This window comes from Leifsonia xyli subsp. cynodontis DSM 46306, assembly GCF_000470775.1.
Classification (GTDB): domain Bacteria; phylum Actinomycetota; class Actinomycetes; order Actinomycetales; family Microbacteriaceae; genus Leifsonia; species Leifsonia cynodontis.
The window spans coordinates 113,229-136,886 of the sequence record NC_022438.1 but is presented as its reverse complement, the minus strand read 5'-3'; the positions used below and the strand labels follow the sequence as shown (position 1 = coordinate 136,886).

The 23,658-nt window shown below is 68.9% G+C and carries 21 protein-coding genes and 2 pseudogenes; 4 read left to right on the top strand and 19 right to left on the bottom strand.

Going from position 1 to position 23,658, the window contains the following annotated elements; genetic code table 11:
* Window positions 1–11 precede the first annotated feature (11 nt).
* The 3 genes from O159_RS00670 to O159_RS00660 form a co-directional block, all read right to left on the bottom strand.
* Complete coding sequence (locus tag O159_RS00670) at window positions 12–842, bottom strand: arginase family protein (protein WP_407929752.1); 831 nt, start codon at window positions 840–842, stop codon at window positions 12–14.
* A gap of 459 nt (window positions 843–1,301) precedes the next feature.
* Complete coding sequence (locus tag O159_RS00665; protein WP_021753860.1) at window positions 1,302–4,532, bottom strand: efflux RND transporter permease subunit; 3,231 nt, start codon at window positions 4,530–4,532, stop codon at window positions 1,302–1,304.
* 162 nt (window positions 4,533–4,694) lie between these two features.
* Window positions 4,695–5,357 (bottom strand): GntR family transcriptional regulator, encoded by a 663-nt coding sequence (locus O159_RS00660; protein WP_021753859.1) that lies wholly within the window; start codon window positions 5,355–5,357, stop codon window positions 4,695–4,697.
* A gap of 225 nt (window positions 5,358–5,582) precedes the next feature.
* Between O159_RS00660 and O159_RS15410 the strand changes: the two are divergent.
* Window positions 5,583–6,444: pseudogene (locus O159_RS15410) on the top strand (NRAMP family divalent metal transporter); the annotation flags it as partial.
* Window positions 6,445–7,030: 586 nt separating this feature from the next.
* On the opposite strand, the gene O159_RS00650 reads toward O159_RS15410, so the two are convergent.
* The 7 genes from O159_RS00650 to O159_RS15400 form a co-directional block, all read right to left on the bottom strand.
* Window positions 7,031–7,480 (bottom strand): hypothetical protein, encoded by a 450-nt coding sequence (locus O159_RS00650; protein ID WP_021753858.1) that lies wholly within the window; start codon window positions 7,478–7,480, stop codon window positions 7,031–7,033.
* Between the two features lie 256 nt (window positions 7,481–7,736).
* Window positions 7,737–8,519, bottom strand: coding sequence for a MerR family transcriptional regulator (locus tag O159_RS00645; RefSeq protein ID WP_021753857.1), 783 nt, complete (start codon window positions 8,517–8,519; stop codon window positions 7,737–7,739).
* Window positions 8,520–8,585: 66 nt separating this feature from the next.
* A complete protein-coding gene (locus O159_RS00640; RefSeq protein ID WP_021753856.1) occupies window positions 8,586–10,727 on the bottom strand; it encodes an APC family permease in 2,142 nt (713 codons plus the stop codon).
* Between the two features lie 255 nt (window positions 10,728–10,982).
* Entirely contained in the window at window positions 10,983–11,612 is a 630-nt protein-coding gene (locus O159_RS00635) for a PadR family transcriptional regulator (protein WP_021753855.1), read from the bottom strand.
* The gene (locus O159_RS00630) at window positions 11,609–12,436 is read right to left on the bottom strand and encodes a DUF4097 family beta strand repeat-containing protein (RefSeq protein WP_021753854.1); all 828 of its coding nucleotides are present in this window, start codon (window positions 12,434–12,436) and stop codon (window positions 11,609–11,611) included. The genes O159_RS00635 and O159_RS00630 overlap by 4 nt, the downstream gene beginning before the upstream one ends.
* Before the next feature lie 196 nt (window positions 12,437–12,632).
* Complete coding sequence (locus O159_RS15405; protein WP_236609509.1) at window positions 12,633–13,247, bottom strand: hypothetical protein; 615 nt, start codon at window positions 13,245–13,247, stop codon at window positions 12,633–12,635.
* A complete protein-coding gene (locus tag O159_RS15400; RefSeq protein WP_236609508.1) occupies window positions 13,244–13,693 on the bottom strand; it encodes an NAD(P)-binding domain-containing protein in 450 nt (149 codons plus the stop codon). Before O159_RS15400 ends, O159_RS15405 begins: the two co-directional genes overlap by 4 nt.
* Window positions 13,694–13,844: 151 nt before the next feature.
* Here O159_RS15400 and O159_RS00620 point away from each other — a divergent pair, with 151 nt between their 5' ends.
* Window positions 13,845–14,066 carry a DUF3073 domain-containing protein gene (locus O159_RS00620; RefSeq protein WP_021753853.1) on the top strand — a complete coding sequence of 74 codons (222 nt, stop codon included), beginning with the start codon at window positions 13,845–13,847 and terminating at the stop codon, window positions 14,064–14,066.
* A 118-nt stretch (window positions 14,067–14,184) separates the two neighbouring features.
* On the opposite strand, the gene purM is transcribed toward O159_RS00620, so the two are convergent.
* From purM to O159_RS00600, 4 genes are all read right to left on the bottom strand, one after another.
* Window positions 14,185–15,303, bottom strand: coding sequence for a phosphoribosylformylglycinamidine cyclo-ligase (gene purM / locus O159_RS00615; RefSeq protein ID WP_021753852.1), 1,119 nt, complete (start codon window positions 15,301–15,303; stop codon window positions 14,185–14,187).
* A gap of 214 nt (window positions 15,304–15,517) precedes the next feature.
* Window positions 15,518–17,077, bottom strand: a complete 1,560-nt coding sequence (gene purF / locus O159_RS00610; RefSeq protein ID WP_021753851.1) for an amidophosphoribosyltransferase — start codon at window positions 17,075–17,077, stop codon at window positions 15,518–15,520.
* Between the two features lie 21 nt (window positions 17,078–17,098).
* A complete protein-coding gene (locus tag O159_RS15145) occupies window positions 17,099–17,497 on the bottom strand; it encodes a hypothetical protein (RefSeq protein ID WP_021753850.1) in 399 nt (132 codons plus the stop codon).
* A 40-nt stretch (window positions 17,498–17,537) separates the two neighbouring features.
* The gene (locus O159_RS00600) at window positions 17,538–17,894 is read right to left on the bottom strand and encodes a sterol carrier family protein (RefSeq protein WP_021753849.1); all 357 of its coding nucleotides are present in this window, start codon (window positions 17,892–17,894) and stop codon (window positions 17,538–17,540) included.
* 184 nt (window positions 17,895–18,078) lie between these two features.
* Between O159_RS00600 and O159_RS00595 the strand changes: the two are divergent.
* Window positions 18,079–19,222, top strand: a pseudogene (locus O159_RS00595) (IS30 family transposase).
* Window positions 19,223–19,237: 15 nt separating this feature from the next.
* On the opposite strand, the gene O159_RS00590 reads toward O159_RS00595, so the two are convergent.
* The 3 genes from O159_RS00590 to O159_RS00580 all read right to left on the bottom strand — a co-directional run bounded on the left by O159_RS00590 (window position 19,238) and on the right by O159_RS00580 (window position 20,738).
* The gene (locus O159_RS00590; protein ID WP_021753848.1) at window positions 19,238–19,999 is read right to left on the bottom strand and encodes an S-layer homology domain-containing protein; all 762 of its coding nucleotides are present in this window, start codon (window positions 19,997–19,999) and stop codon (window positions 19,238–19,240) included.
* Window positions 19,987–20,325, bottom strand: coding sequence for a hypothetical protein (locus tag O159_RS15395; RefSeq protein ID WP_021753847.1), 339 nt, complete (start codon window positions 20,323–20,325; stop codon window positions 19,987–19,989). Before O159_RS15395 ends, O159_RS00590 begins: the two co-directional genes overlap by 13 nt.
* A 122-nt stretch (window positions 20,326–20,447) precedes the next feature.
* Window positions 20,448–20,738, bottom strand: a complete 291-nt coding sequence (locus tag O159_RS00580; protein ID WP_236609507.1) for a hypothetical protein — start codon at window positions 20,736–20,738, stop codon at window positions 20,448–20,450.
* Window positions 20,739–20,955: 217 nt separating this feature from the next.
* Here O159_RS00580 and O159_RS00575 point away from each other — a divergent pair, with 217 nt between their 5' ends.
* Window positions 20,956–21,192, top strand: a complete 237-nt coding sequence (locus O159_RS00575; protein ID WP_021753845.1) for a hypothetical protein — start codon at window positions 20,956–20,958, stop codon at window positions 21,190–21,192.
* A 175-nt stretch (window positions 21,193–21,367) separates the two neighbouring features.
* Here the strand turns inward: O159_RS00575 and hemL are convergent, their stop codons facing one another.
* Together hemL and hemB are read right to left on the bottom strand one after the other, a co-directional pair.
* Window positions 21,368–22,705, bottom strand: coding sequence for a glutamate-1-semialdehyde 2,1-aminomutase (hemL, locus tag O159_RS00570; RefSeq protein WP_081689911.1), 1,338 nt, complete (start codon window positions 22,703–22,705; stop codon window positions 21,368–21,370).
* Window positions 22,702–23,628 carry a porphobilinogen synthase gene (gene hemB / locus O159_RS00565; RefSeq protein ID WP_043993849.1) on the bottom strand — a complete coding sequence of 309 codons (927 nt, stop codon included), beginning with the start codon at window positions 23,626–23,628 and terminating at the stop codon, window positions 22,702–22,704. The genes hemL and hemB overlap by 4 nt, the downstream gene beginning before the upstream one ends.
* Window positions 23,629–23,658 lie beyond the last annotated feature (30 nt).

Sequence of the window (23,658 nt, the reverse complement as noted above, 5' to 3'; positions counted from 1 at the left end):
CCGGCCCGCCCTCAGCGCTCCGCGACCCCGGCGGCCGCTTCCAGCACGAGCAGCGCCGCGAGTCGGACAGTGCGCTGATCAGGTGTGTCGGAGGTCGCATCGACCTCGGCGATGTCCACCGAGCGCACGACGGACGCCGCGCCCGCGAGCCGCGCGAATCGGCGCAGCTCCCAGGTGGCGAGGCCACCGGGCGCCGAAGCCGGGCATCCCGGCGCGACCGAGCGATCGCACACATCGACGTCCAGGTCCACATGCACCGGCCCTCCGGCCGCCCCGGCGATCTCCACCGCCTCGGCCATCACATCCTCCGGGGGGCGTTCGTGGAGCGCATCGCGGCGGACGACCGTGATCCCGAGGTCCGCCGCCCGGCTCGCATACGCGGCCGAGTTTGCGAAGTCCGCGATCCCGATCTGCACGACGCGGCTCCCGGCCAGACCGGCCTCGACGAGGCGGCGCACCGGCGAACCGTTGGAGACGCCGTCGCGGAGATCGTGGTGGGCGTCCAGCGTGATGAGGCCGGCCGCCTCGATATCGTCGCCGAAAGCGCCGAGCGCCGCCGGAACCGTGAGCGCATTGTCGCCGCCGACCGCGACCACCAGCCGCGAGGCGGCCACGGCCGCACGCATCGCAGCGATGGCGCGCGCCTCGCCCTGGGGGCCGTCCGGCTCGGCGACGTCTCCGGCGTCCGCGCAGCGCAGCGCAGCGCCTCCCTCTCGCGGCCCGGGACATGCTCGGAGTAACGGCGCAAGGCCTCGCGGACCGCCGCCGGGGTCGCGTGCGCGCCGGTCGGCGAGAGCGACGTGCGCCAGGTCGGGATGCCGAGGAGCGTCAGATCGGCGCACACGCCCGCGGGGAGGGCGTCCAGCGGTGGCCAGGCGCCCGCGCGGGGCCACAGGGGATCGAGGGAGAGACTCATATCGCGACGCTAGCAACGTCGGGGATGCGGGGCGGTCTCTCGTCCGGCATCCCCCGTCTGGGATCCCAGACAGAGATGTTCCCCCCACACACCGTTCCCCCCTCCCCCCACGCACCGTCGCGCGCGTCGCAAACGGAGGAGAACCAGCCGCCAGCGCCCGCCTCTCTCCTCCCTTTCCTGTTCTCACCTCACTCCCGGCCGCGAACTCCTCCGTTCCCAACAACAGCGGAAGGGGAGAAGAGAAGGAGCCGGCTGTCGAGAAAGTCAGGAGATTCGCGAGGATGCCGGGGAGAACGCCTCCGTCGCCCTACAGCCGTGAGGCCCTGCCGCGCAGGGCCTCACTCACCACGTTCACAGCCTCAGGGAAGGGCGACGAAACCGACCGTCACATCTGCTGTCCACCGACCGGCGCGGTGAACACCGGCGGCTCCGGCGCGGACCCGCCCGCACCCGGACCACCCTCGGACGTCCCTGCCTTGCGAGCCTGACGCCGCTCCTTCGCACCCTCGACCAGGTTGTACAGCGCCGGCAGCACCACCAGCGTGAGCACCGTGGACGAGAGCAGACCGCCGATGACGACGATCGCCAGCGGCTGGGAGATGAAGCCGCCGTGCCCGGTGAGGCCGATCGCCATCGGGAACAGCGCGGCGATGGTCGCGAGCGCTGTCATCAGGATGGGCCGCAGACGGCGCGAGGCGCCGTGCGCCACCGCCTCGGCCACGCTCAGCCCGCGGCGGCGGTACTGGTTCACCAGGTCGATGAGCACGATGGCGTTCGTGACCACGATGCCGATGAGCATCAGCACGCCAATGAGCGAGGCGACGCCGAGCGGGATGCCCGAAGCGATCTGCAGCAGAATCGCGCCGATCGCCGCGAACGGCACCGAGACGAGCAGCAGCAGCGGCTGGCGCAGCGAGCGGAACGTCGCGACCATCACGATGTAGACGATCAGGATGGCCGCCAGCAACGCGAGCCCCAGCTGGGCGAACGCCTCCGTCTGGCTGGAGGAGACACCCCCGATCGTGGCGGTGGCCCCCGACGGGAGATCGGCGTCCTTCAGCGCCTGGGACACCTCGGCGTTGGCGGTCGTGAGGTTGTCGGTGCTCGGCGTCGCGGTCACGGTCGAGGTGCGCAGACCGCGCTGCGTGGTGACCGTCGAGGGGCCTTTGGCCTCCTGAACGGCCGCCAACGTGCTGAGCGGAACGACCCCCTTGACCGTCGGGATGCCGAGGGCCGACAGCTCCGCGACCGTGGTGGGCGGATTCTGGCTCAGCAGGTAGACGGTGAGCGTGGTGTTCTCGATCGCCACGCTGCCGATCTGGGTCGGCCGCATCGCCTGCGACACGAGGGTGCCCACGGCGACCTCGCTGAGCCCGGCCTCGGCCGCCTTCGCGCGGTCGACCGTCACCGAGACGTAGGGCAGCGAGGCGGAGAGGTTGTCGGTCACCTGGCCCAGCGACTTCTTCTTCTTCAGCTCGGCGGCAACAGCGTCGGTGGCCTTCTGCAAGTCCGCGTCCGTGCTCGCGGCGATGTCCACCTCGATATCGCTGGAGGCGCCGAAGCCGCTCTGCGCCGAGACCTGGATGTCGCCCTGGCCGTCGATCGCCGCCATCTCGTCTTGGATGGTCGTCTGCAGCTTCTCCTGGTCGGCGTCCGGGTCCGTGGTGATCGAGAAGGTGGACGCGCCACCGCCTCCCCCGGTGAAAGCGTCCCGCAGCGACGAGCCGCTGGAGCCGATGGAGACCTGCACGGTCTGGACGCCCTTCGTGTCGAGCAGTTTCCGCTCCACGGCCTTGGCGGCGTCGTCCTTGGCCTGCAGGCTCGCGCCGGGCGCGAGGGTCTGGGTGACCGTGAGCGAGTTCTGGCCGCTGGAGCCGAGGAAGTTGGTCTTCATCAGCGGTGCGGCGGCGATGGTGCCGCCGAGGACGACCAGCGCCAGGACGACGGTGATCGCGGAGTGCCGCAGCGTCCAGCGGATGATCGGCAGGTAGCCACGCTGAAGCCGCGACGGGTGCTCCAGTTCGTCCTCGCCAGCGGCGGTCGCCTCGTCGATGGAGAGGCTGGCCGCATCGGGCTCCTGGGCGGTGTGGCGGCTGCGCTTCGGCTTCGGCGCGCGCAGGAACCAGTACGCGAGCACCGGGACGATCGTCAGCGCCACGAGCAGCGACGACAGCAGGGCGATGGTCACGGTGAGCGCGAACGGCCGGAACAGTTCGCCGGTCACATCTCCCACGAACGCCAGCGGCAGGAACACCGCAACCGTCGTGATGGTGGATGCCGTGATCGCGCCCGCGACCTCCCGCACGGCGCGCACGATGGTCGCCGCCCGGTCGGCTCCGGGCACCAGCTGCCGCTTGATGTTCTCGATGACGACGATCGAGTCGTCCACCACCCGCCCGATCGCGATCGTGAGCGCGCCGAGCGTGATGATGTTGAGCGTGTACCCACTGGTCCACATCACGATGAATGTCAGCAGGATGCTGGTCGGGATGGAGATCGCCGTCACGAGCGTCGAGCGCACCGACAGCAGGAACACCAGAATGACGATGACCGCCATCACCAGACCGAGCAGACCTTCCTCGGCGAGCGAGTTGATCGACTGGGTGATGAACGGGGCCTGGTCGAAGACGACAGTCATCTTCGCGCCGTTCCCGAGCTTCTTCTCCAGCTCGGGCAGGAGCGCGGTCACTTTGTGCGAGACCTCGACCGTGTTGGCGGAGGGCAGCTTCGTCACCGCGATGGTGAGCGCCGGTTTGCCGTCCACGCGAGAGACGGAGGTGATCGGGTCGTCGGTCTGCGCCACCGTGGCGACATCGCCGATCGTGGGCGGGGTGGCGGCCCCGGCCCCGGCCGACGATGCTCCGGAGCCCGACGCCGAGGCGATCAGCGGCAGCCCCGCGATATCGGCGACAGACGTCAGCTGGGAACCGGACTGGACAGTGAGGGTCTTGGCATCCTCGGTGATCGAGCCGCCCGGCAGCAGCGCCCCGTTCTGCTGAAGCGCGTCCTTGACCGCCGAGACGCTGAGGCCGGCCACCGCGAGCTTGGCCGGATCGGGCGTGATGGTGACGCGCTGGCCGACCTCGCCGACGAGCTGGGCGTCGTTGACGCCGGTCACTTCTTTGATGTCCGGCAGGGCGAGCTTGGCGATGTCGGCGCCGAGCCGGCGCTGGTCGGCGTCGCTGGAGACCGCGAGCTGGATGACCGGGAGGTCGTCGATCGAACCGGAGAGCACCTGCGGGTCGACCCCGGAGGGGAGCGTCGATTTGATGCGGTTGACCGCCTGGTCGATCTTCTGCTCGGCCGTCGCGAGATCGCTGCCGTAGGTGAACTTCGCCGTGATGATCGACTGGTTCGTGGCGCTGACCGCAGAGGTGCTCTCAAGGCCGGGAACGCCCTGGATGGCGGCTTCAACGGGGGCGCTCACATCGTTGTTGACGACCTCCGGCGAAGCGCCGGGGTAGCTGGAGAGCACGACGAGCTGCGGGAAGGAGATCGACGGCGCGAGCTCCTGTTTGAGGTTTCCTAGCGCGATGCCGCCGAAGACGGCGGCCACAATGGTGGTGAGCGCGATCAGGGCGCGGTTCTTCATGCTGAGAACGGCGAGAAAATGCACGGGCTTCCCCTTGGCGGGTGGTGTGGACGAGATGGGACGCGACGGCGGTGGCGCTCGCAGAAGTATCTCATTGCAGACGGCGCATGCTCCTCATGCCGTGGTACGACATTCCGGCCGCAGTCCGCGCACGCCACGGTCGGCAAAGCCCCCGCTTCGCCCGCCTCAACCCGCCGAGACCCGGGCGGGTCCGCTGCCGAAGACCGACAGCAGCACACGCTCGCCGCGGATCAGGCACTCGTCGAGCAGGACCGCCGCACGGGCCGCTTCGCCGGCTTCGAGCGCCTCGAGGATCTCGAGGTTGGCGCGCAGAAACGGCGAGTGGAGGTATTCGAGGTCGTCGGCGAGGCCGAACGCCAAGCGGAGTTCGGCGGCGATCCGGCGATGGAGCCCGGTCAGCCGTGGGCTGTCGGCCAGACCGACGATCGCCTCGTGGAAGAGCATGTTCGCCGTGCCGACCGCGCGCCAATCGTCCTCGTCGCGGGCAGCGAAGGAAGCGGCGACGGCCTCCCGCATCCGGACGAGCGCGGGATGCCCGGGCAAAGAGCCGGCGACCGCCTCGCCCTCCACCAGCCGCCGCACCCGGTAGATGTCCAGGATCGCCCCGACCGTCGGGACGGCGACGAAAGCCCCGCGGTTCGGCGAGTGCTCCAGGAGGCCGTCCTGCCCGAGCAGGCGGAACGCCTCGCGGAGCGTGTTGCGGGAGACGCCGAGCCGCCCGGCGATCACCGCTTCCGGAAGGGCTGCGCCCGGGAGGAGTTCGCCGTCGGTGATCTCCCAGCGGAGGGCGTCGGCCGCCTCTTCCGCCCGGAGGATATCGCTGCGCATGGACGGATCGTACCAACAGCAATGCTTTTATTGTTGAACAAGAGCTGGCTTGTTGTTCCACACATCGGCTAAGTTCGTCCCACGACAAGGGAGGACCCGGCAATGAGCGATAAGCGAGTCCCCGAGGACGCGGCGACAACCACCGTCCCCGGGCCGGCCACCGTGGCCAGCGGCACGGTCGGCTTCGTGAAAGCCCGGCGCGGCTCCCTCATCGGCGCGATCTTCATGATGGCCACACGAGCGCGATCGGCCCGGGCTTCATCACCCAGACCGCGACGTTCACGGCCACGCTCGGGGCGGCTTTCGCCTTCGGCATCCTGGTCTCGATCCTCATCGACTTCGTGGTGCAGGCCAATATCTGGCGGTTCATCACGGTCAGCGGTAAGCGCGCGGCGGAGCTCGCGAACGCGGCCATCCCGTTCAGCGGCTACGTGCTGGCGGTGCTCGTGGTGTTCGGCGGCCTCGTCTTCAACATCGGCAACATCGCCGGGGCGGCGCTCGGCCTCAACGCCCTCCTGGGGCTCGACCCCAAGATCGGCGGCCTCGTCAGCACGCTGCTCGCCATCGTCATCTTCCTGGTCAAGCGGGCCGGTGTGGCGATGGACCGCGCGATGATCGTGCTCGGGCTGCTCATGATCGTGCTGACCGTCATCGTCGCCGTCATCGGAACCCACCGATCGGGGAGGCCCTGCGGCAGACGGTGCTCCCGGACACGATCGACTTCGCTATGATCACCACCATCGTCGGCGGCACGGTCGGCGGGTACATCACCTACGCCGGCGCCCACAAACTGCTCGACTCGGGCGTCTCCGGTGTCGAGCACCAGCGCGAGATCACCCGCTCGGCGTTCACCGGCATCGCGGTCACCGGCGTCATGCGCTACGTCCTCTTCCTCGCCTTCCTCGGCGTCACCGCGAGCGGTGTGACCCTCGACCTCGCGGGCAACCCCGCCGCCCAGGCGTTCGAGGCGGCGGCAGGGGAGCTCGGCATGCGCGCGTTCGGGCTCGTGCTCTGGGCGGCCGGCATTTCGAGCGTCATCGGTGCGGCCTTCACCTCCGTCTCCTTCCTGTCCGTGTTCAGCCGGCGGCACGGAGCCGGCGGAGGCGGCGACCGCCCCCGCGGACGACGCCGGAACCGACCCGAACGCGATCGTCGCTCCTTTCTCGGGCACGATCAGCGCCTGGACTGCGGAGGAGGGAAGCCTCGTCTCCGCAGGAGAGACCGTGGCGACGATCGAAGCGATGAAAATGGAGGCTCCGGTGAAAGCCGCCACGGACGGCGTTCTCCGCCGTCTGGCCGAGGCCGGCGACGCGGTGACGCGCCACCAGGCCATCGGCCGCATCGAGGCCGCAGACGGCCCCTGACCGGTTCTGCGGCATTGCCTGCGTTCTCGGAGGCGGCTCCGCGATCTCGGATATCTCCGGGCGATCGGAGAGGGCTCCGGAAGGTGCGGGGCGGTTCCGGGGCGCGGGGGTGTCGCCGTCTCGCCGCCGTCTGATGGTCAGCGGGAAGCGATGGCCGGCGTCCCGGACACAGGATCACATCCTGGAGGCACGGACAGCCAAGGATCGCGTTCCCGCTGTGCCGATCAGAACCCTGACGCCGGGACCGAATGCCCGGGCTCAGCCCGAGGTGGCCGGCTGAGGCAGCGATCGGCGCACAGGGCGCTCAGGTCACTTCACGGTCCAGGTACAGGTGACGCTGCTCGCGGTGGGGTCGGCCACCTCCAGATCGACACGCTTGCTGTTCTCGATGACCCCGCACACCAGGTGCGAGACATCGCCAGAGAGAGGAACGAGCGTCGCCGTGTAGGTACCGGGAACGGTGTAATCCGCCGAGGACCTGCCATCGAACGGGAAGAACCCCGCGAAGTGCTTCCCGCTCGTGTAGACATCGCCGTCGGACGACTCAGCGCCGGGAAGCGGCACGGAGCCGTTGCGAGTGACCTCGATGGAGAAGAAGCTGCCGGCGCTCTCCTGGCCGGTGAAGATGGCCGTTACCGTGGGAGCGTCCACCGCCACCCGCGGGACAGTCGCAGCATCCGCTGCCACCGAAGCCCCCACCGTGAGCGCACAGACAGCACCCATCGCAACGAACCCCTTCACAAGATTCCGAACCTTCATCGTGTGTCCTCTCATCAGGAGAAAGTGAGCAAATGGCGTCGGCACCGTCTCTCTCAGTGCCACCCCGCATCGATGCTAAGCACGCGGAGACCGCACCTGCCGGGTTCTTTCTGTTATCTCATGGATTCCCAGAACACGACCAGGACAGCATCGCCGTCTTCCTGCTGGGACAAGGACTCAGCGGACACAAGGCTCAGCGGCCATCGATGAGAACCCAGACAGGTCGCCATTCCCCACCAGCGCCGGAGCCCGAGCGCTATCGAGACGCGCCCCCGTCCCGGCGCACAGCCGCGTAGAGCCGCAGCGTGTCGCGCACGAAGGCCACACCGGCCGCACCGCCGTAGTTCGCAGCGAACCGCGGGTCAGCGACATAAAGCTCGCCGAGACCGGTCAGATAGGCCGCGGGCGGTCCGCCCCGGCCGTGGCCGGGTGTGCCCGGGATGCCCGCGAGCCACTCGGCGTGGCGGCGGGCGAGCGCCTGCGCTTCCTCCGACTCCGGGGCGACACCGCGGGAGGCCGCCTCCACCCAGTCGGCGGCGAGCGCCCGCTGCCGCTCCTGCCACGAGGCGCGCTCAGCGGGAGCCATCCCCCGCCACCAGCAGTCGGAGGCGGCATACGCCTCCGTGCCCCAGCGCTCCTCGACGGCGTCTTTGTGCTGCGTGTGGTCGAACCCGTCGAACATGTCCTCAGCCATGAGCTCTTCTCCTTTCTCGATGGCGGCGATGGTCGCCTCGACCGACGCGATCTGGCGCGCCAGCCGTTCCCGTTCCCCGCGCAGCCACCCGAGGTGGTCGCGCAGGGCGGAGGCGGCATCCCGGCGGTCCGCGAGCGCACGGCGGATGGCCGGCAGGCCGAGTCCGAGGTCGCGCAGCAGCAGGATGCGCTGCAACCGCACGAGAGCATCGCGATCGTAGCGGCGGTAGCCGTTCGCACCGATCCGGCTCGGCGGCAGGAGACGGATGTAGTCGTAGTGGCGCAGAGTCCTGCTGGTCGTGCCGGCGATGCGGGCGATGTCCTGGATGCTCCAGTCCGTGTCCACGGCCGCTCCTCTCTCCGGGCTGCGAGATCCACCGTAGAGGTTTACGCTACGTCAAGGTCAAACGGCTCAGCGCTTCGCCTTCGCCGGTTCTTTGACGGTCCCCGCGGCCGGGGACCCGGGAGCCTGAGCGACCGGCTTCTCCAAGACGGGAGCCCCCGGTTCGCCCATCGAGACCGGGCGCGCGTGAAGGTGGACGCTCACCCCGGCGTTCGACGCCGGCGTCAGCGGCAGCCGCGCGACCGGACGCACCGGCTCCCCGCGCCGGTCCTGCCCCGGAAGCGGGCGCGACCGGCGTCCGTAGATCAGCGACGACGAACCGAGCAGCCAGGGCACGAGCGCCACCGTGACACCCCGGCACAGCATGAGCCGCTTGGCGAGGCGCGACGCACGGTGGTTGTGCAGAAGCGACTCCCACCAGTGGCCCACGATGTACTGCGGCAAATAGACGGTGACGACCTCGGAGCCGTGCTGCTCGCGGCGATGCTTGAGGTACTTGATCAGCGGAATCCCGAACTCGCGGTACGGGGATTCGATGATCGTGAGCGGCACATGGATGTTCTGCTCGACCCACTGCCGTTGCAGCTTCTGCGTCGCTTCCTCGTCGATCGAGACATGCACCGCCTCGATCGAATCGTGCCGGGCGGCGATCGCGTAGTCGAGGGCTTTGAGCGCCGGCTTCTGCATCCTGCCGACGAGGACGATCGCGTGGTCGCCGACGCTGCCGAAGGTGGTGGAGGGATCGACCTCGATCTCCTTCTCCACATCGCGGTAGTAGCGGTTCACGCCGAGCATGAGGAACCACAGAACGGGCATGAAGAGGAAGACGAGATACGCGCCATGCGTGAATTTCGTGATCGTGACGACGATGAGCACCACGAAGGTCAGCGTCGCGCCGAACGCGTTGATGCAGAGGGAGCGGACGATGCTGCTGCGCTCCCAGCGGGTCAGCGTCTCGACGCGGGCCTTGCCGCTGCCGCGCAGCAGCGTGATCCAGTGCTTCACCATCCCGGACTGCCCGAGTGTGAACGAGACGAAGATGCCGATGATGTAGAGCTGGATGAGACTCGTCAGGTTCGCCTGGTAGACGAGCAGCAGGAGGGAGGCGGCCAGCGCCAGCAGGATCATCCCGTTCGAGTACACGAGGCGGTCGCCGCGGGTGTTCAGGGCCTTGGGCGCGTAGGATTCGCGGGCCAGGACCGAGCCCAGCAGCGGGAACCCGTTGAACGCGGTGTTCGCCGCGAGCAGGAGGACGATGGCGGTCGCCGCCTGCACGATGAAGAAGAAGATCGTGTTGTTGCCGAACGTGGCGGCGGCGAGCTGAGCGATGAGCGAGCGCTGCGGGGCGGTCGCGCACTGAGCCCAGCCCTGGAGGTCACAGGGGTTCTCGGCGTAGTGGACGCCGGAGATGAGCGCGGTCGCGGTGAGGCCGGCGAACAGGAGGATCGCGATGCCGCCCATCATCCCGAGCGTGGCGCGGGCGTTCCGGATCTTGGGCCTGCGGAAAGCGGGCACCCCGTTCGCCACCGCCTCCACACCGGTGAGGGCGGAGCACCCGCTCGAGAACGCGCGCAGCAGGAGAAGAACCATCGCGGCCTGCGTGAGGCTGGACGCGTGGACCGTGTAGCCGGCGGACTCCGCGACGGGCGCCGCCCCGAGCGCCGTGCGGATCAGGGCTGTCACGATCATGACGAGGATGCTGCCGATGAAGATGTAGGTCGGCAGGGCGAACGCCTTGCTCGACTCGCGCACGCCCCGGAGGTTCACGGCGACGAGGACGATGACGCACAGGACGGCGAGCTCGACCCGCCAGGATGCGAGGACGGGCAGCGCCGAGATGACATTGTCCACCCCCGAGGCGACGGAGACGGCCACGGTGAGCACGTAGTCCACAAGCAGAGCGGAGGCGACCACGAGCCCCGCCTTCTCGCCGAGATTCTTGTGCGCGACCTCGTAGTCGCCGCCGGAGGGGTACGCCTTGACAAGCTGCCGGTAGCTGAGAACCACCGTCACGAGCAGCACGACCACCGCCGCGGCCACCCACGGTGCGAAAGAGAGGAACGCCAAACCGCCGAGCAGCAGGATCATCAGAAGTTCCTGCGGAGCGTACGCGACGCTCGAGAGAGCGTCGGAGGCGAAGATGGGTAAGGCGAGGTGCTTCGGGAGCAGCTGTCCTTCGAGCTTTTCGCTGGGAAGCGGGTCGCCGATCAACCACCGCTTCGGGGATCTCCCCTCATTGGTCACGAGGGTTGAGACTACTCTCTGCCGAACCGCTGTCAAGTCGGCCCGTCGAGGGGGTGTCCGGCCGCGGCTCTATCGTGGATCGAGTTCGCGCCGCCGCCACCCCACCCCCCGCGGACTCCTGCGGAGGGTGGGCGATCAACGGGTCCTGAGGAGCCTCCGGGAGAGCGAGGGGAGCATGCCGAGACTCTCCCCGCGCCTCGCAGACAGCGCCTCGCAGACAGCTCAGCGCCGGCTCAGCGCCTCGGCGATGGTGCGGCGAACACGGTCCAGCTCCGACACGATGAGCGGCACGATCTCACCGGAGAGGGCGCCGCGAGCGGCCTGGGTCCGCAGGTCGGTGCGGAGGTGCTGACGGAAGTCGGCGATCGCAGCCTCGGCGTCCCGGACGGCGGCGTTCGCAGCGGCCCGGGCATCCCGGGCCGTGTCCCGCGCCTCCTGCCGGGAGTCGACGCGGGTGGCGTCCCTCCTGGCCTCACGGGCCGCGGAGGCGAGTTCGGCGCGCAGCGCGCGCATCGCTTCGTCCACCCCGGCACGGACCTCGTCGGCGAGCCGGCGAACCGAGTCGGTCACCTCCTCCTCGATCGCATCCAGCTCGTGCTCGCGCGCGGCGAGCTCGGCCCGGCCGGCGTCCGTGATCGCATAGACGGCCTTTCGACCGTCGACGGTCTTCGTTACGAGTCCCTCCTCCTCCAGTTTCGCGAGCCGCGGGTAGATCGTCCCCGCGCTCGGGCTGTAGGTGCCCCCGAACCGGGCAGTGAGCGCCTGGATGAGCTCATAGCCGTGCTTCGGCGACTCCGCGAGCAGACTGAGGAGGTACAGCCGAAGGCTGCCGTGCGCGAAGACCGGGCTCATGCGAGCTCCTCTGCGCCCCGCGTCGCGCTGCGCAGCACGGAGATGTTCCCCGAGACGGAGTTGACGGAGATGTCGACCCACGAACCCTCCAGGCTGCCCGTGGTCGCCGTGTACCCCTTTCCGACGGAGCCGACGAGGAGCGTGTTGTCGAGCTGCACGCGCCCCGAGACGGTGTTGGCACGGTAACGCGCGCCGAGCGCCTCCGGGAGCCGGATGGTCGTGTCCCCCGTCACCGTGTTGATCTGGATCTCGTCCGGGGTTCCGGAGATGTCCAGGAGCAGATCGGCGGAGACACCGTCGGCGGTGAAGCGGGTGATGGCCCCGGCCGCCGTGACACCGCCCGAGACCGTGTGGGCGGCGATGCGCCCGGTGTGTCCGCGGGCGGAGAGCTCGCCGCTCACCGAGTTGAGTTCGATGTCGCCCGAGAGCTCATCGATGACGAGATCGCCGGAGACCGTGCTCAGCCGTGCGTCCGTGACGAGCCCCGAGACGAGCGCGCTCGCCGAGACGACGCCGAAGGTGAGCGCCACATCCCGCGGCACCAGCACACTGACATCGACGCGCGCGCTCGAACGCATCGATTTGAAGACCTCGATGAAGTTGTCCCAGCGCAGCTGGGGGTGGTCGATCTCCAGCTTGTCGCCGTCGATCGTCACCTTGAGCTCGCGCCCGGTGACCGAGTGGACCTCGACCCGCGCCGTCGGCTCGTCGTGCCCGATGAGGTCGATCTGCCCGCCGAGCAGTCCGATCTTGAGCGAACGCACGACCTCGATGTCGATCGTGCGGCTCTCGCCGGGCTGGATCAGCCACTTCTCCTGTGCCATTGTTCTGCTTCTCCCTCGCATCGTGGCCTGGTCAGACCCTCGATGAATCGCGCTATATCGCGATATTGACGAGTTCACGCTATATCGCGAGTTTGACTCGCGCAAGCGCACTCGGGGAATTCATAGCCACCCCTCGCTTCCTCAGTTCTTCCGGCCCGCTGCGGCGTGTCGGCGGGAAGAACTGAGGAAGCGATGGCTAGAGCTGCGCCATGATCTGCCGGGCTATCACGCGCCCGGCACGGTTCGCGCCGATGGTGCTCGCCTGCGGCCCGTACCCGGCGAGGAATATCCGCGGGTCCTGCCAAGACACCCCCGACGCGACGGTGAGACCGCCGGCCCTGTCCCGGAGCTTGAGCGGGGCCAGGTGGCGAAGCTCCGGCCGGAAGCCGGTGGCCCAGATGATCGTCTGCGCTTCGGCGAACGTCCCATCCTCCCAGCGCACGCCGCCGGCCTCGATCCGGGAGAACATGGGCCGCTCCACCAGCAGGCCGCGATCGATGCCCGCGGCGATGCGCCGCGTGCGGGCGACGCCGGTGCCGCTGACGATGCTCGGCAGGGCTTCACCGGCACGGGCCGCGGCATCCTGGTGCGCCACCGCGGCGACGCCGCCCTCGATCGTCAGCTCCGACTCATCGCGGAAGTCGACCGGGCGACGGGTCGCCCAGGTGAGGGACGCAGCGACTCCCTCAAGCTCCAGGAGGAAGCCGATCGCGCTCGTCCCTCCGCCGACGACGACGACCGACTGGCCGGCGAGCTCTTCGGAGCTCAGATAGGTCGAGGTGTGCAGGTGACGTCCCGCGAAGTCGTTCATCCCGGGATACCACGGGATGAACGGCGCCCCCAGGTCCCGGTCGCATTGACCACGATCCTCGTGGTGGTCTCGCCCGCGCTGTGCCGCACGACGAGATCGGCGCCGCGGTCGAAGACGCTGTCCACCGAGACGGGACGCTGCACCTCCAGACCGAAGTGCTCCTCGTAGCGGCAGTAGTAGCCGGAGACGATGTCCTTGGCGGGCAGAGAACGGTCGGCGGTCTCGAAGCTGAGACCGACCTCGGACATCCCCAGGAGATCGTTGACGTGATGGGCGCTGCCGAGCCGGAGCGCGTCCCAGCGGTGCTGCCAGGCCCCTCCCGCGCCCGGACCGCGGTCGAAGAGGACGAACTCCCGCCCCGGCGTCAGATCGAACCGACGCAGGTAGTAGGCGACGGCGAGGCCCGCCTGACCCGCGCCGACGATCACTACGGAAGCATCGGTCATCGTTGCGGTCACGCAACTATTTCATCATCTCTCGCTGTGGGCGAACTCCGGGTCTACGAGGGGTCGCATGCTAAACTCGACGCTAGTTTTCACTGTTTCTGATTCGATCCCCGGGCGCCATCCCCGGGCCGGGACCAAAAGGGGGTCACGCATGGGGCGCGGCCGTCAAAAGGCGAAGCACACGAAGATCGCTCGCCAGCTGAAATCGTTCAGTCCGGACGTGAACTACGACGAACTGGAACGTGAGCTGACCGGGCACTCCCACGACGACGCCGACCAGTACGCCAAGTGGGCCGACTACGAGCCGGGCGACGAGTACGGCGACTACGGCGCGGAGGACACCTCTCCCACGGAGACCCCCAACCGCGCCTGACCCCACGGGGCCGAGAGACCCTGCGCGGTGCGGCAGCTGTCCTTCCCCGTCGAGGCAAGACCGTCCGCGGTGGCCACGGAGCCTCCCCGGGCGTCTTCCGGAGGACGGGTGAAGAGACTCAGCCGGAGTATGCCCCCACGAGCCGCACGGTCCCGCCCTGCACACCCTTCGCGCCCTGCTCGAAACCGGCGAGGTCACGCGCGGCGGTCGAGACCGTCCCCGCCGCCCAGGTCGGGATGCCGGCCGCGGTCAGCGCCGCGGCGATCGCACCGGCGCTCTCCGGCGACACCACCGCGAACATCCCGATGCCCAGGTTCCAGGTTCCCTCGGTGGACTCGAGGGTGCTGCCCGAGAGCGCGGTCAGCACCCGGAAGACGGACGACGGCGACCAGCTGGACCGGTCGACCTCGACCCACGATCCAACTGGGAGGACGCGCGCCAGGTTGGCCGCGATGCCACCGCCGGTGACGTGGCTGAGCGAGTGGACGCCCGCGCCGAGCGCCGGGTCCTGGAGGACGCGGAGCAGGGGCGCCGTGTAGAGGCGCGTCGGTTCGAGGAGGGCCTCGCCCACGAGGCCGCCGAACTCGGGCAGGTCGTCGGTGAAAGCGATGCCGCGTCCTGCGAGGATGTGACGGACGAGGGAGAAGCCGTTCGAGTGCAGACCGGAGGACGCCATCGCGAGCACGGTGTCTCCGTCGCGAACCCGCTCCGCACCGAGCAGCGCGTCGGCCTCGACCGCCCCGGCCGCCGCGCCCGCCACATCGTAGTCGTCGGGTCCGAGCAGGCCGGGATGCTCAGCGGTCTCACCGCCGATGAGGGCCGTGCCGGTCGCGGCGCAAGCGCGTGCGATGCCCTCGACGATCGCGGCGATGCGCTCCGGGACCACCCGGCCGCACGCGATGTAGTCGGTCATGAACAGCGGCCGGGCGCCGACCACGACGATGTCGTCCACGACCATCCCGACCAGGTCCTGGCCGATGGTGTCGTGCTTGCCGATGGCCTGGGCGATGGCGACCTTCGTGCCGACGCCGTCGGTGGAGGTCGCCAGCAGCGGACGCCGGAACCCCTTCAGCGCGGACACGTCGAACAGCCCGGCGAAACCGCCGAAACCGCCGAACACTTCGGCCCCGTGAGTGCGGGAGACAGCGGCCTTCATCAGCTCGACGGCACGGTCACCGGCGGCGGTGTCGACACCGGCTGCGGCATAGGAGGACGAGGAAGCGAAGGGTTCGATCACCGGTCCATGCTATCGGGACCGGGCCGGCACCATCCTGGTCGAGCGCTCCGGCCGCGCACGCATCGTGGACGGCGTCCTCGCGGGACTCGCCGCCGGCTTCCTGCGTCGTCGCTGCTCGCCGCACTGCGGGGGACTCCCACCCTGCGGCCCTTCCAAGCCGGGGAACCCGCGGCGGCGCTCGCCTGGCTGCGCGACCGATCGGAGCCTGAGCCCCTTACTCCTGCCGTCCCGGGTCCCCGAACGCCAGCAGGCGCTCGTACTCCGAGTCCGGGCCCGGCTCGCAGCCGTCGCCGGTGCCGGCAGCGCCCTCCGCCGCCGGGCGCTCCAGCAGGTTCTTGCCGAGGTGCCGGGCGGCGGGGAGCGCGATCGGGTAGACGCCGGTGAAGCACGCGGTGCAGAGGCGCTCGCGGGGCTGCTCGGTGGCGGCGATCATCCCGTCCTCGGAGAGATAGCCGAGGGAGTCGGCGCCGATGGACTGGCGCACTTCCTCGACGCCGAGGCCGGTGGCGATGAGCTCCGCGCGGGAGGCGAAGTCGATTCCGTAGAAGCACGGCCAGGTGATGGGCGGGCTTGAGATGCGCACATGCACCTCCGCCGCTCCGGCCTCGCGCAGCATCGAGACCAGCGCACGCTGCGTGTTGCCGCGGACGATCGAGTCGTCCACGACAACGAGCCGCTTGCCCTTGATGACGTCCTTGAGGGGGTTCAGCTTCAGCTTGATCCCGCGCTGGCGGATGGTCTGCGACGGCTGGATGAACGTGCGGCCGACGTACGAGTTCTTCACGAGACCCTGGCCGAACGGGATGCCGGCGGCCTGCGCATAGCCGATCGCGGCGAGCGTGCCGGACTCGGGCGTCGGGATGACCAGATCGGCCTCCACCTCGTGCTCGCGCGCGAGCTGGCGGCCCATCTCAACCCGCGCCTCGTAGACGCCGCGGCCGGCGATGGTGGTGTCGGGGCGGGCGAGGTAGACGTATTCGAAGACGCATCCCGCGCGCTTCTCGGCGGCGAAGCGGCTGCTGCGCAGGCCGTTCTCGTCGATGGCGATGAACTCGCCCGGCTCGACCTCGCGCACGAAGCTCGCACCGACGATGTCGAGCGCCGCGGTCTCCGACGCGACGACCCAGCCGCGCTCCAGGCGGCCGAGCACCAGCGGGCGGACGCCCTGCGGGTCGCGGGCGGCGTAGAGCGTGTGCTCGTCCATGAAGACGAGACAGAACGCCCCGCGCAGACGCGGCAGGACCTCCAGCGCCGTCGCTTCGAGAGTGTGGTCGAGATCGCCGGTGAGCAGGGCGGTGACGACGGCGGTGTCGGTCGTGTTGCCGCGGGAGAGCTCGCCGTCGTGCGCCGGGTAGCGCTCCTGCACCAGCTCCATCAACTCGGCGGTGTTCGTCAGATTGCCGTTGTGCCCGAGCGCGACCGTGCCGCCGGAGGTGGAGCCGAGGGTCGGCTGCGCGTTCTGCCAGCTGGAGGCGCCGGTGGTCGAATAGCGCGTGTGACCGACGGCGATGTGGCCGGTCAGCGAGTTGAGCGCGTTCTCGTTGAAGACCTGGGAGACGAGGCCCATGTCCTTGTAGATAAGGATCTTCTCGCCATCGCTGGTGGCGATTCCCGCTGACTCCTGGCCGCGGTGCTGCAACGCATAGAGGCCGAAGTAGCTGAGCTTCGCGACCTCCTCGCCGGGAGCCCATACGCCGAAGACACCGCAGGCGTCCTGCGGGCCCTTCTCGCCGGGCAGCAGATCATGGCTGAGACGACCGTCTCCTCCGGCCACAGCGGACCCCTTTCCGTCGTTTCAGCTGTCGTCGCCGACGCGCACGTCGATTCTATCCGCCCGCACGGTGCGGGCCCTGCGGGCGGCCGCACGGTCGGCGGTCAGTGCGGCGACCGCGCCGAGCGCGACGCCGAGCGCGACGCCGATGGCCAGCAGGAAGCCGAAGACAGCGCCGCGGTCGTAGACCGGATTCTCCGGGAAGGAGAACGTCAGGACGAGGGCGACGATGGCGAAAACGACGGCGCCGGTCAGCATGAAGCGGAAATACCGCGGCGAGCGCTGCACACGGACCGCGTCCTCGGTGACCGTGGCGCGCTCCCCGGGGGACGACTCCGACGACTCCTCCGGGGTGGTGGCGGCATGCGCGTCCGGCGCAGGCTGGGCGCCAGACACGGCGGACTCCTCCAGGTTCACACTCATACCTCCATTCTCCCGCACCGCGGCTGTGCGATCGCCCGGGTCAGAAGCGCAGCGGCAATAACCCGTCGAGGGAGGCGCGCTGGCCGGAGGCGTGGACCACGCCGGAGGCGAGAACGGCCTCCCAGCCGAGACCGCCCGAGGCGAGCGCCAGCCAGGTCGCCGCGTCCGTCTCGATCACGTTCGGCGGGGTGCCGCGCGTGTGGCGCGGCCCTGGGATGCACTGCACGGCTCCGAACGGCGGCACGCGCACTTCCACGGTGCCGCCCGGCGCCCGCTCGGCGAGCAGCTGAAGGAGGTAGCGGACCGCCGTCGCCGTGGTGTTCCGGTCGGCGCCCCCGGACAGCGCCGCGCGCACCGCCGGGCCGCCCTGTTCGTCGGGGATCTTCGCTCTGGCCATGCGCCCATCCTCGCATCGCCCGCGCATCGCCGAGCCGGTGGCCTCTGGTGGGTTCTAACAGTGGTCGCAACACCGGCTAGTTTCGGGAGTTGTTATGACACTTGTAAGGACGTCGCAGAAGATGACCGGGCCGGCACCGATGTCGGCCGAGCGTGCATGATATATCGAGTTGTGGCGGCAGGGAATGAACACCTCCGAGATCTGCCGGATGCTCGGGATTCGCCGCAAGCTGGGCAACAACTGGCGGAACGGGTGGAAACATCGCGACCTGGTCACGGGCAAAGTGCGTTACTATCCGCCGATCGATGAGGTTCCGGTGGTGACGACGGTCTCGGCCCGGTTCTTATCGGAGGACGAGCGGGTGAGGATCGCCGACCAACTCAGGACGGGCGCGAGCATCCGCAGTATCGCAGCCGACCTGGGACGAGCACCGTCGACAATCAGCCGGGAAGTGCGCCGCAATCGCGGGATCACTGGGGAAGTATCGACCGTTCCATGCGCACCGGCTCGCGAGGAGTCGCCGTGCCCGTGACCGGCCGGGGAAGATCGCCTCCAACCCCCGATTGCAGCAGGAGATCCGTGGGCTGTTGAAGAAGTATTGGAGTCCCGTTCAGATCTGTCAGCACCTGCGTCAGCAGCATCCTGACGATCCGAGCATGCGCGTGGTGCATGAGACGATTTACCGCGACCTCTACGACTACCGCGGCGGCGCACTCCCGCGCGAACTCTGCCGAATGCTGCGCACCAAACGCGACAGACGCAAAGCACCCCGCGTGATCGCCCGGCGCAGGATCCGATTCAACGCTGCGCTCACGATCCATGACCGTCCGTTCGCGCCCACGGACCGCAGCGTCCCCGGAGCCTGGGAAGGCGACCTCATCATGGGGCTCGGCAACCGTTCGGCGATTGCCACACTCGTCGAGCGAACGACCCGGTTCACTCTCCTGTTGCCTGTTGACGCTGTCAACAGATCCGAGAGCCTCCGCGATCAGCTCGTCCCTGCTCTCGCGGCGCTCCCGCCCGAACTACGCCGCTCAATCACCTGGGACCAGGGCTGGGAAATGGCGAGACATGAAGAGATCAGCCGCGCAACAGGAACGAGAATCTACTCCTGCGACCCGCACTCGCCCTGGCAGCGCGGCAGCAACGAGAACACGAATCGGCTCTTGCGGGACTACTTCCCCAAACGCACCGACCTCAGAACACACACCCCGAAAGAGCTCGCCCTCGTCGCCGCCGAACTCAACAACCGACCCCGCAAAATCCTCGGCTGGAAGACCCCGAACACCCTCTTCACTACGCTGCTAGAACAAACACACCATCCATGAGTGTTGCGACCACTGTTAGAACCCACCCAGCCGATACAGGAACGCCGCTGTCGCCTCCCGCGAAATAGGACTCTCCGGACGGAACGTACCGTCGGCATAGCCCGTCGTGATGCCCGACCCACGCAGCCACGTGATCTCACGGTAGAACTTGTGCTTCGTCGGGACATCGGTGAAAGGACTCTTAGCCGGAGCCTTATAGCTGGACGGCGCACCAGCACGGCGGAAAAGGAACGCAGCCATCGCCGCGCGGGTCAGGGACTCCTTGGGACCGTAGACCGGCCCCGACTCGGTCGCAGTGCCCGTGCTCAGCTTCGAGTCAGCCATCCACTGAATCGAATCAGAGAACTTCGCCCCCACCCGCACATCAGTGAACGCACCGAACAGATCGCCTTCCCGGCTCGTACGCTTGGTGATCACCCCGCTGTAGATGTCCCTGCCAGCGGTGCGGATCTCGTTGATGTTCGTGAAGTCCGCCCGGCCCACTGCGGGCTGATACCCACCGACGCCCGTCTGGAAGGGAATTCGCTTCCCGTCGCGATCGATGGCGTGCAGGAGCGCGGTGCTCTTACCGTTCGCGTAGCCGATCTGCTGGTTCTCAATGAAAAGCGTCTTCAACTTCGGGTGATTCTTCAGGGGGCGCAGATCCGTCACGCTATTGCGCTCAGGGCGGGGCTCGTCGTTCGACATCTGGAGGTTCTCCAGAGAACGCATGTTCTTGACTGCACTGATGTCGGCGATCAGATTGTTGTCCAGAACGACCCCCGTCAGCGTCGGCACTTTCGCCAGAGGGGAGATATCCGTGATCCGGTTGTTTTGAAGTTGTTTTGAAGGTTGAGGTAGGTGAGCCGTGGAAACACCTCCAGCCCTGCGACCGTCTTCACACCCCGTGAATCGCAGTCCAGTGAGTAAATCCACTCGACCAGAAACTGCTGGGACGGGATGGCCGAATCGTTCAGCTCTTCCTGGATGCATGTGCGCAGCGCAGGGTCGGCGACACGCGCCAAGACGTCGGGAACGACCGTCACCGCGCTCGCGGGGGCAGCGCCGAGCGACCCGAGGACAGCGGCCGCAGCCGCCGTGGCGACGATTTTTATAAGTTTCACAGGCTTCATCCTTCACATTCACAGGGAATGTGACCACGGTATAAATTCTTTGCATAACGTTTCAAACGTGAAACTTTATATGGTAGGATCGGTGACGTCTGCCTGACGAGAACCCGAACCGGCTACCCGCCGTCGCCCGGGATATCGGAGACATCCACCCGCAGAGCCTCGACGAGCTTCGCGGCGTGCGGCGAGGAGACGATCACGCGGGAGAACTCCTCGCCGTCCAGGTCGACCACGACAGCGGCGCGCTGTTTGCCCTTGATGAGCAGGAAATCTTTGCCGCCGTGGAACTTCCAGGTGCCGACGGAGAGCGTGAGCGGGACGGCGGTGCCGGGAGCGCGGATGCCGCGAATCCAGATCCACGGGTCCTCCGTGATGGCGACCGAGCGGATGCTCTCGCGGGGGATCACAAGATTCTCCCGGCGCAAGGCCAACGCTTTCTCGGCCCGCGTGAGATGGATCTCCCATCGGTCAGGGTGAACATGCAGGTTGGCCATAGCCTCTATCCTGCCAAGCCCGCCCCCGGACGGGGAGAGCGAACCTCAACAAAGCGATAACCGTTCCTTGGAAACCGGACAGGATCGACACCCGGACAGGACGGTGCGGCGGCTGTGAGAAAGTGGTCGGGTGACCCGGACGATCGCCTTCCACGCCCGCCTTCTGCGTTCCGGCGCGGAACCGCGGACGGTCACCGTGTACTCGGCGTCGGACTCACCGCCCCGTATCCTGCGCCGACCGGCCGGCGGCGGCGGAGGGCTCGAGTTCGACGTGTACGCGCTGCTGGACGCCGACGGCTGGCCGGAGGGCGCGACATACACCTTCGTGGAGTCGCTGACCCGGGAGCCGTCGCCGACGGAGGACTGAGGCTCGGACCGCCCGCATCGAACGCCCCTCCCGTGTCCCGTCGGCCTCCGCGCCGGGTCGTCCCGTCGCAAACGGAGGAGAGCCAGCCACCAGCGCTCGCTCTTCCTCCACGTCCTGCTCTCGCCCCGCTCTCCTCCCTTCTCGACGGGCAACGGAAACGGGGTTCGGAGGACGATCAGGCAGCGGCAGCGGCCCGCGCAGCAGCGGGCAACGCGTCCAGGACGCGGCCCACCGCCACGTCATCGTGCGCGGCGGTCACGAACCACGCCTCGAACACACTCGGCGGCAGGGACACCCCGGCGTCGAGCATCGCGTGGAAGAAGGCCCGATAGCGGAACGCCTCCTGCCGCTGCACCTCGGCGTAGGTGCGCGGCGCGGCGGCGACGTCGCGGAAGACGAAGCTGAAGAGGTTGCCCGCCCGCTGCACGCGGTGGGCGACGCCCTCGGCGGTGAGGGCGTCGGAAACGCCCGCGGAGAGAATCTCGGCCACGAGATCCAACCGGTCGTAGACCGCCTCGTCGGCGTGGGCCAGCGTTGCGAGACCGGCGGCGACGGCGACCGGGTTGCCGGAGAGCGTGCCGGCCTGGTAAACGGGACCGGCCGGGGCGAGGACGTCCATGAGCTCGGCACGGCCGCCGACCGCGGCGAGCGGCATCCCGCCACCGATGACTTTGCCGAAGGTGACGAGGTCGGGGGTGTAGCCGCGGTCGAGGCCCCAGAACCCGGCCTCGCTCACACGGAAGCCGGTGAGCACCTCGTCGAGGATGAGAAGGGCGCCGAACTCGTGGGCGAGATCGGCGAGGGCCGCGTTGAAGCCCTCGTCCGGCGGGACGACGCCCATGTTCGCGGCGGCGGCCTCGGCGATGACCGCGGCGATGTCCGGTCCGTTCGCCTCGAACGCGGCGCGGACGGCCTCCAGATCGTTGTAGGGGAGCACGAGCGTCTGCGCGGCGGTGACCTCGGTCACACCGGCGGAGCCCGGCAGCCCCAGCGTCGCGAGACCGGAGCCCGCCTCGGTCAGAAGGCCGTCGGAGTGCCCGTGGTAGTGCCCCGCGAACTTGATCAGCAGCGGCCGGCCGGTGAAGCCGCGGGCGAGCCGGATGGCGGTCATCGTCGCCTCCGTGCCGGTGGAGACGAGCCGGAGCTTCTCCACGAACGGGACCCGCGCGATCACGGCCTCCGCCAGTTCGGTCTCGGCCGGGGTCGACGCGCCGAACGAGAGACCGCGCGCGGCGGCATCTTGGACAGCGGAGACCACGGCGGGATGCGCGTGCCCCAGAATGGCCGGACCCCACGACGCGACGAGGTCGACGTACTCGCGTCCTTCGACGTCCATGATGTACGGCCCGTTCGCGAAGATCATGAACCGCGGCGTGCCGCCGACGGAACGGAACGCGCGCACCGGCGAGTTCACACCGCCGGGAATGACCCGCTGCGCGCGCTCGAACTGCGCGAGGTTCGCCTCACCGACCGCAACGCTGTCGGCCGGCCCCAGTGCGCCCGCCTCGCTCATCGCTGCCACCCGGCCACTTCGGCCGCCCAATAGGTCACGATCGCGTTGGCCCCCGCCCGGCGGGCGCCGATCAGCGTCTCCTCGATGATCCGGTCGCGGTCGATCCAGCCGTTCGCGGCGGCGGCCTCCACCATCGCGTACTCGCCGGAGACCTGGTAGGCCCAGACCGAGACCTCGCTGATGGCGGCGACGTCGCTGAGCACATCGAGGTAGCTCAGCGCCGGCTTCACCATGAGGATGTCTGCGCCCTCGTCCAGGTCGAGGCGGGCCTCGCGCAGACCCTCTCGGCGGTTGGCCGGGTTCTGCTGATAGGCACGGCGGTCGCCGAGGAGCGGGGAGTCGACAGCGTCGCGGAACGGGCCGTAGAAGCCGGAGGCGTACTTGGCCGCGTAGGCGAGGAGCGCCGTCCCCGTGTGGCCGGCCGCGTCCAGCGCCTGGCGCACGGCGGCGACCTGACCGTCCATCATGCCGCTGAGGCCGAGCACTTGGGAGCCGGCCTCGGCCTGCGCGAGCGCCATGTCGCGGTAGCGCAGCAGAGTCGCGTCGTTGTCGACGGCTCCGGCTTCGTCGAGCACACCGCAGTGGCCGTGGTCGATGAACTCGTCCAGGCACAGATCGGTCTGCACGACGAGCGCGTCACCCACCTCGGCGGCGACAGCGCGGGTCGCGACATTCAGGATGCCGTCGGGGTCGGTCGCGGCGGAGCCGGCAGCGTCGCGCGTCTCCGGCACACCGAACAGCATGATGCCGCCGACGCCCGCCTCAGCCGCCCCGGAGGCGGCACGCCTCAGCGAATCCAGCGTGTGCTGGACCACGCCCGGCATGGACGCGACCGGCCGCGGCTCAGCCAGGCCCTCGCGCACGAAGAGGGGGAGGATCAGCTCGGCGGGGTGCAGCCGGGTCTCGGCCACGAGACGCCGCATCGCCGGCGACTGCCGCAGACGGCGGGGTCT

What these genes read in the sequence shown, in the direction of transcription:
- O159_RS00660 (WP_021753859.1), bottom strand. Translation starts at nt 5,357, where the DNA reads ATGCGCAGCGATATCCTCCGGGCGGAAGAGGCGGCCGACGCCCTCCGC.
- O159_RS00650 (WP_021753858.1), bottom strand. Translation starts at nt 7,480, where the DNA reads ATGAAGGTTCGGAATCTTGTGAAGGGGTTCGTTGCGATGGGTGCTGTC.
- O159_RS00635 (WP_021753855.1), bottom strand. Translation starts at nt 11,612, where the DNA reads ATGAGCCCGGTCTTCGCGCACGGCAGCCTTCGGCTGTACCTCCTCAGT.
- O159_RS00630 (WP_021753854.1), bottom strand. Translation starts at nt 12,436, where the DNA reads ATGGCACAGGAGAAGTGGCTGATCCAGCCCGGCGAGAGCCGCACGATC.
- O159_RS15405 (WP_236609509.1), bottom strand. Translation starts at nt 13,247, where the DNA reads ATGAACGACTTCGCGGGACGTCACCTGCACACCTCGACCTATCTGAGC.
- O159_RS15400 (WP_236609508.1), bottom strand. Translation starts at nt 13,693, where the DNA reads ATGACCGATGCTTCCGTAGTGATCGTCGGCGCGGGTCAGGCGGGCCTC.
- O159_RS00620 (WP_021753853.1), top strand. Translation starts at nt 13,845, where the DNA reads ATGGGGCGCGGCCGTCAAAAGGCGAAGCACACGAAGATCGCTCGCCAG.
- O159_RS15145 (WP_021753850.1), bottom strand. Translation starts at nt 17,497, where the DNA reads ATGAGTGTGAACCTGGAGGAGTCCGCCGTGTCTGGCGCCCAGCCTGCG.
- O159_RS00600 (WP_021753849.1), bottom strand. Translation starts at nt 17,894, where the DNA reads ATGGCCAGAGCGAAGATCCCCGACGAACAGGGCGGCCCGGCGGTGCGC.
- hemL (WP_081689911.1), bottom strand. Translation starts at nt 22,705, where the DNA reads ATGAGCGAGGCGGGCGCACTGGGGCCGGCCGACAGCGTTGCGGTCGGT.
- hemB (WP_043993849.1), bottom strand. Translation starts at nt 23,628, where the DNA reads ATGCGGCGTCTCGTGGCCGAGACCCGGCTGCACCCCGCCGAGCTGATC.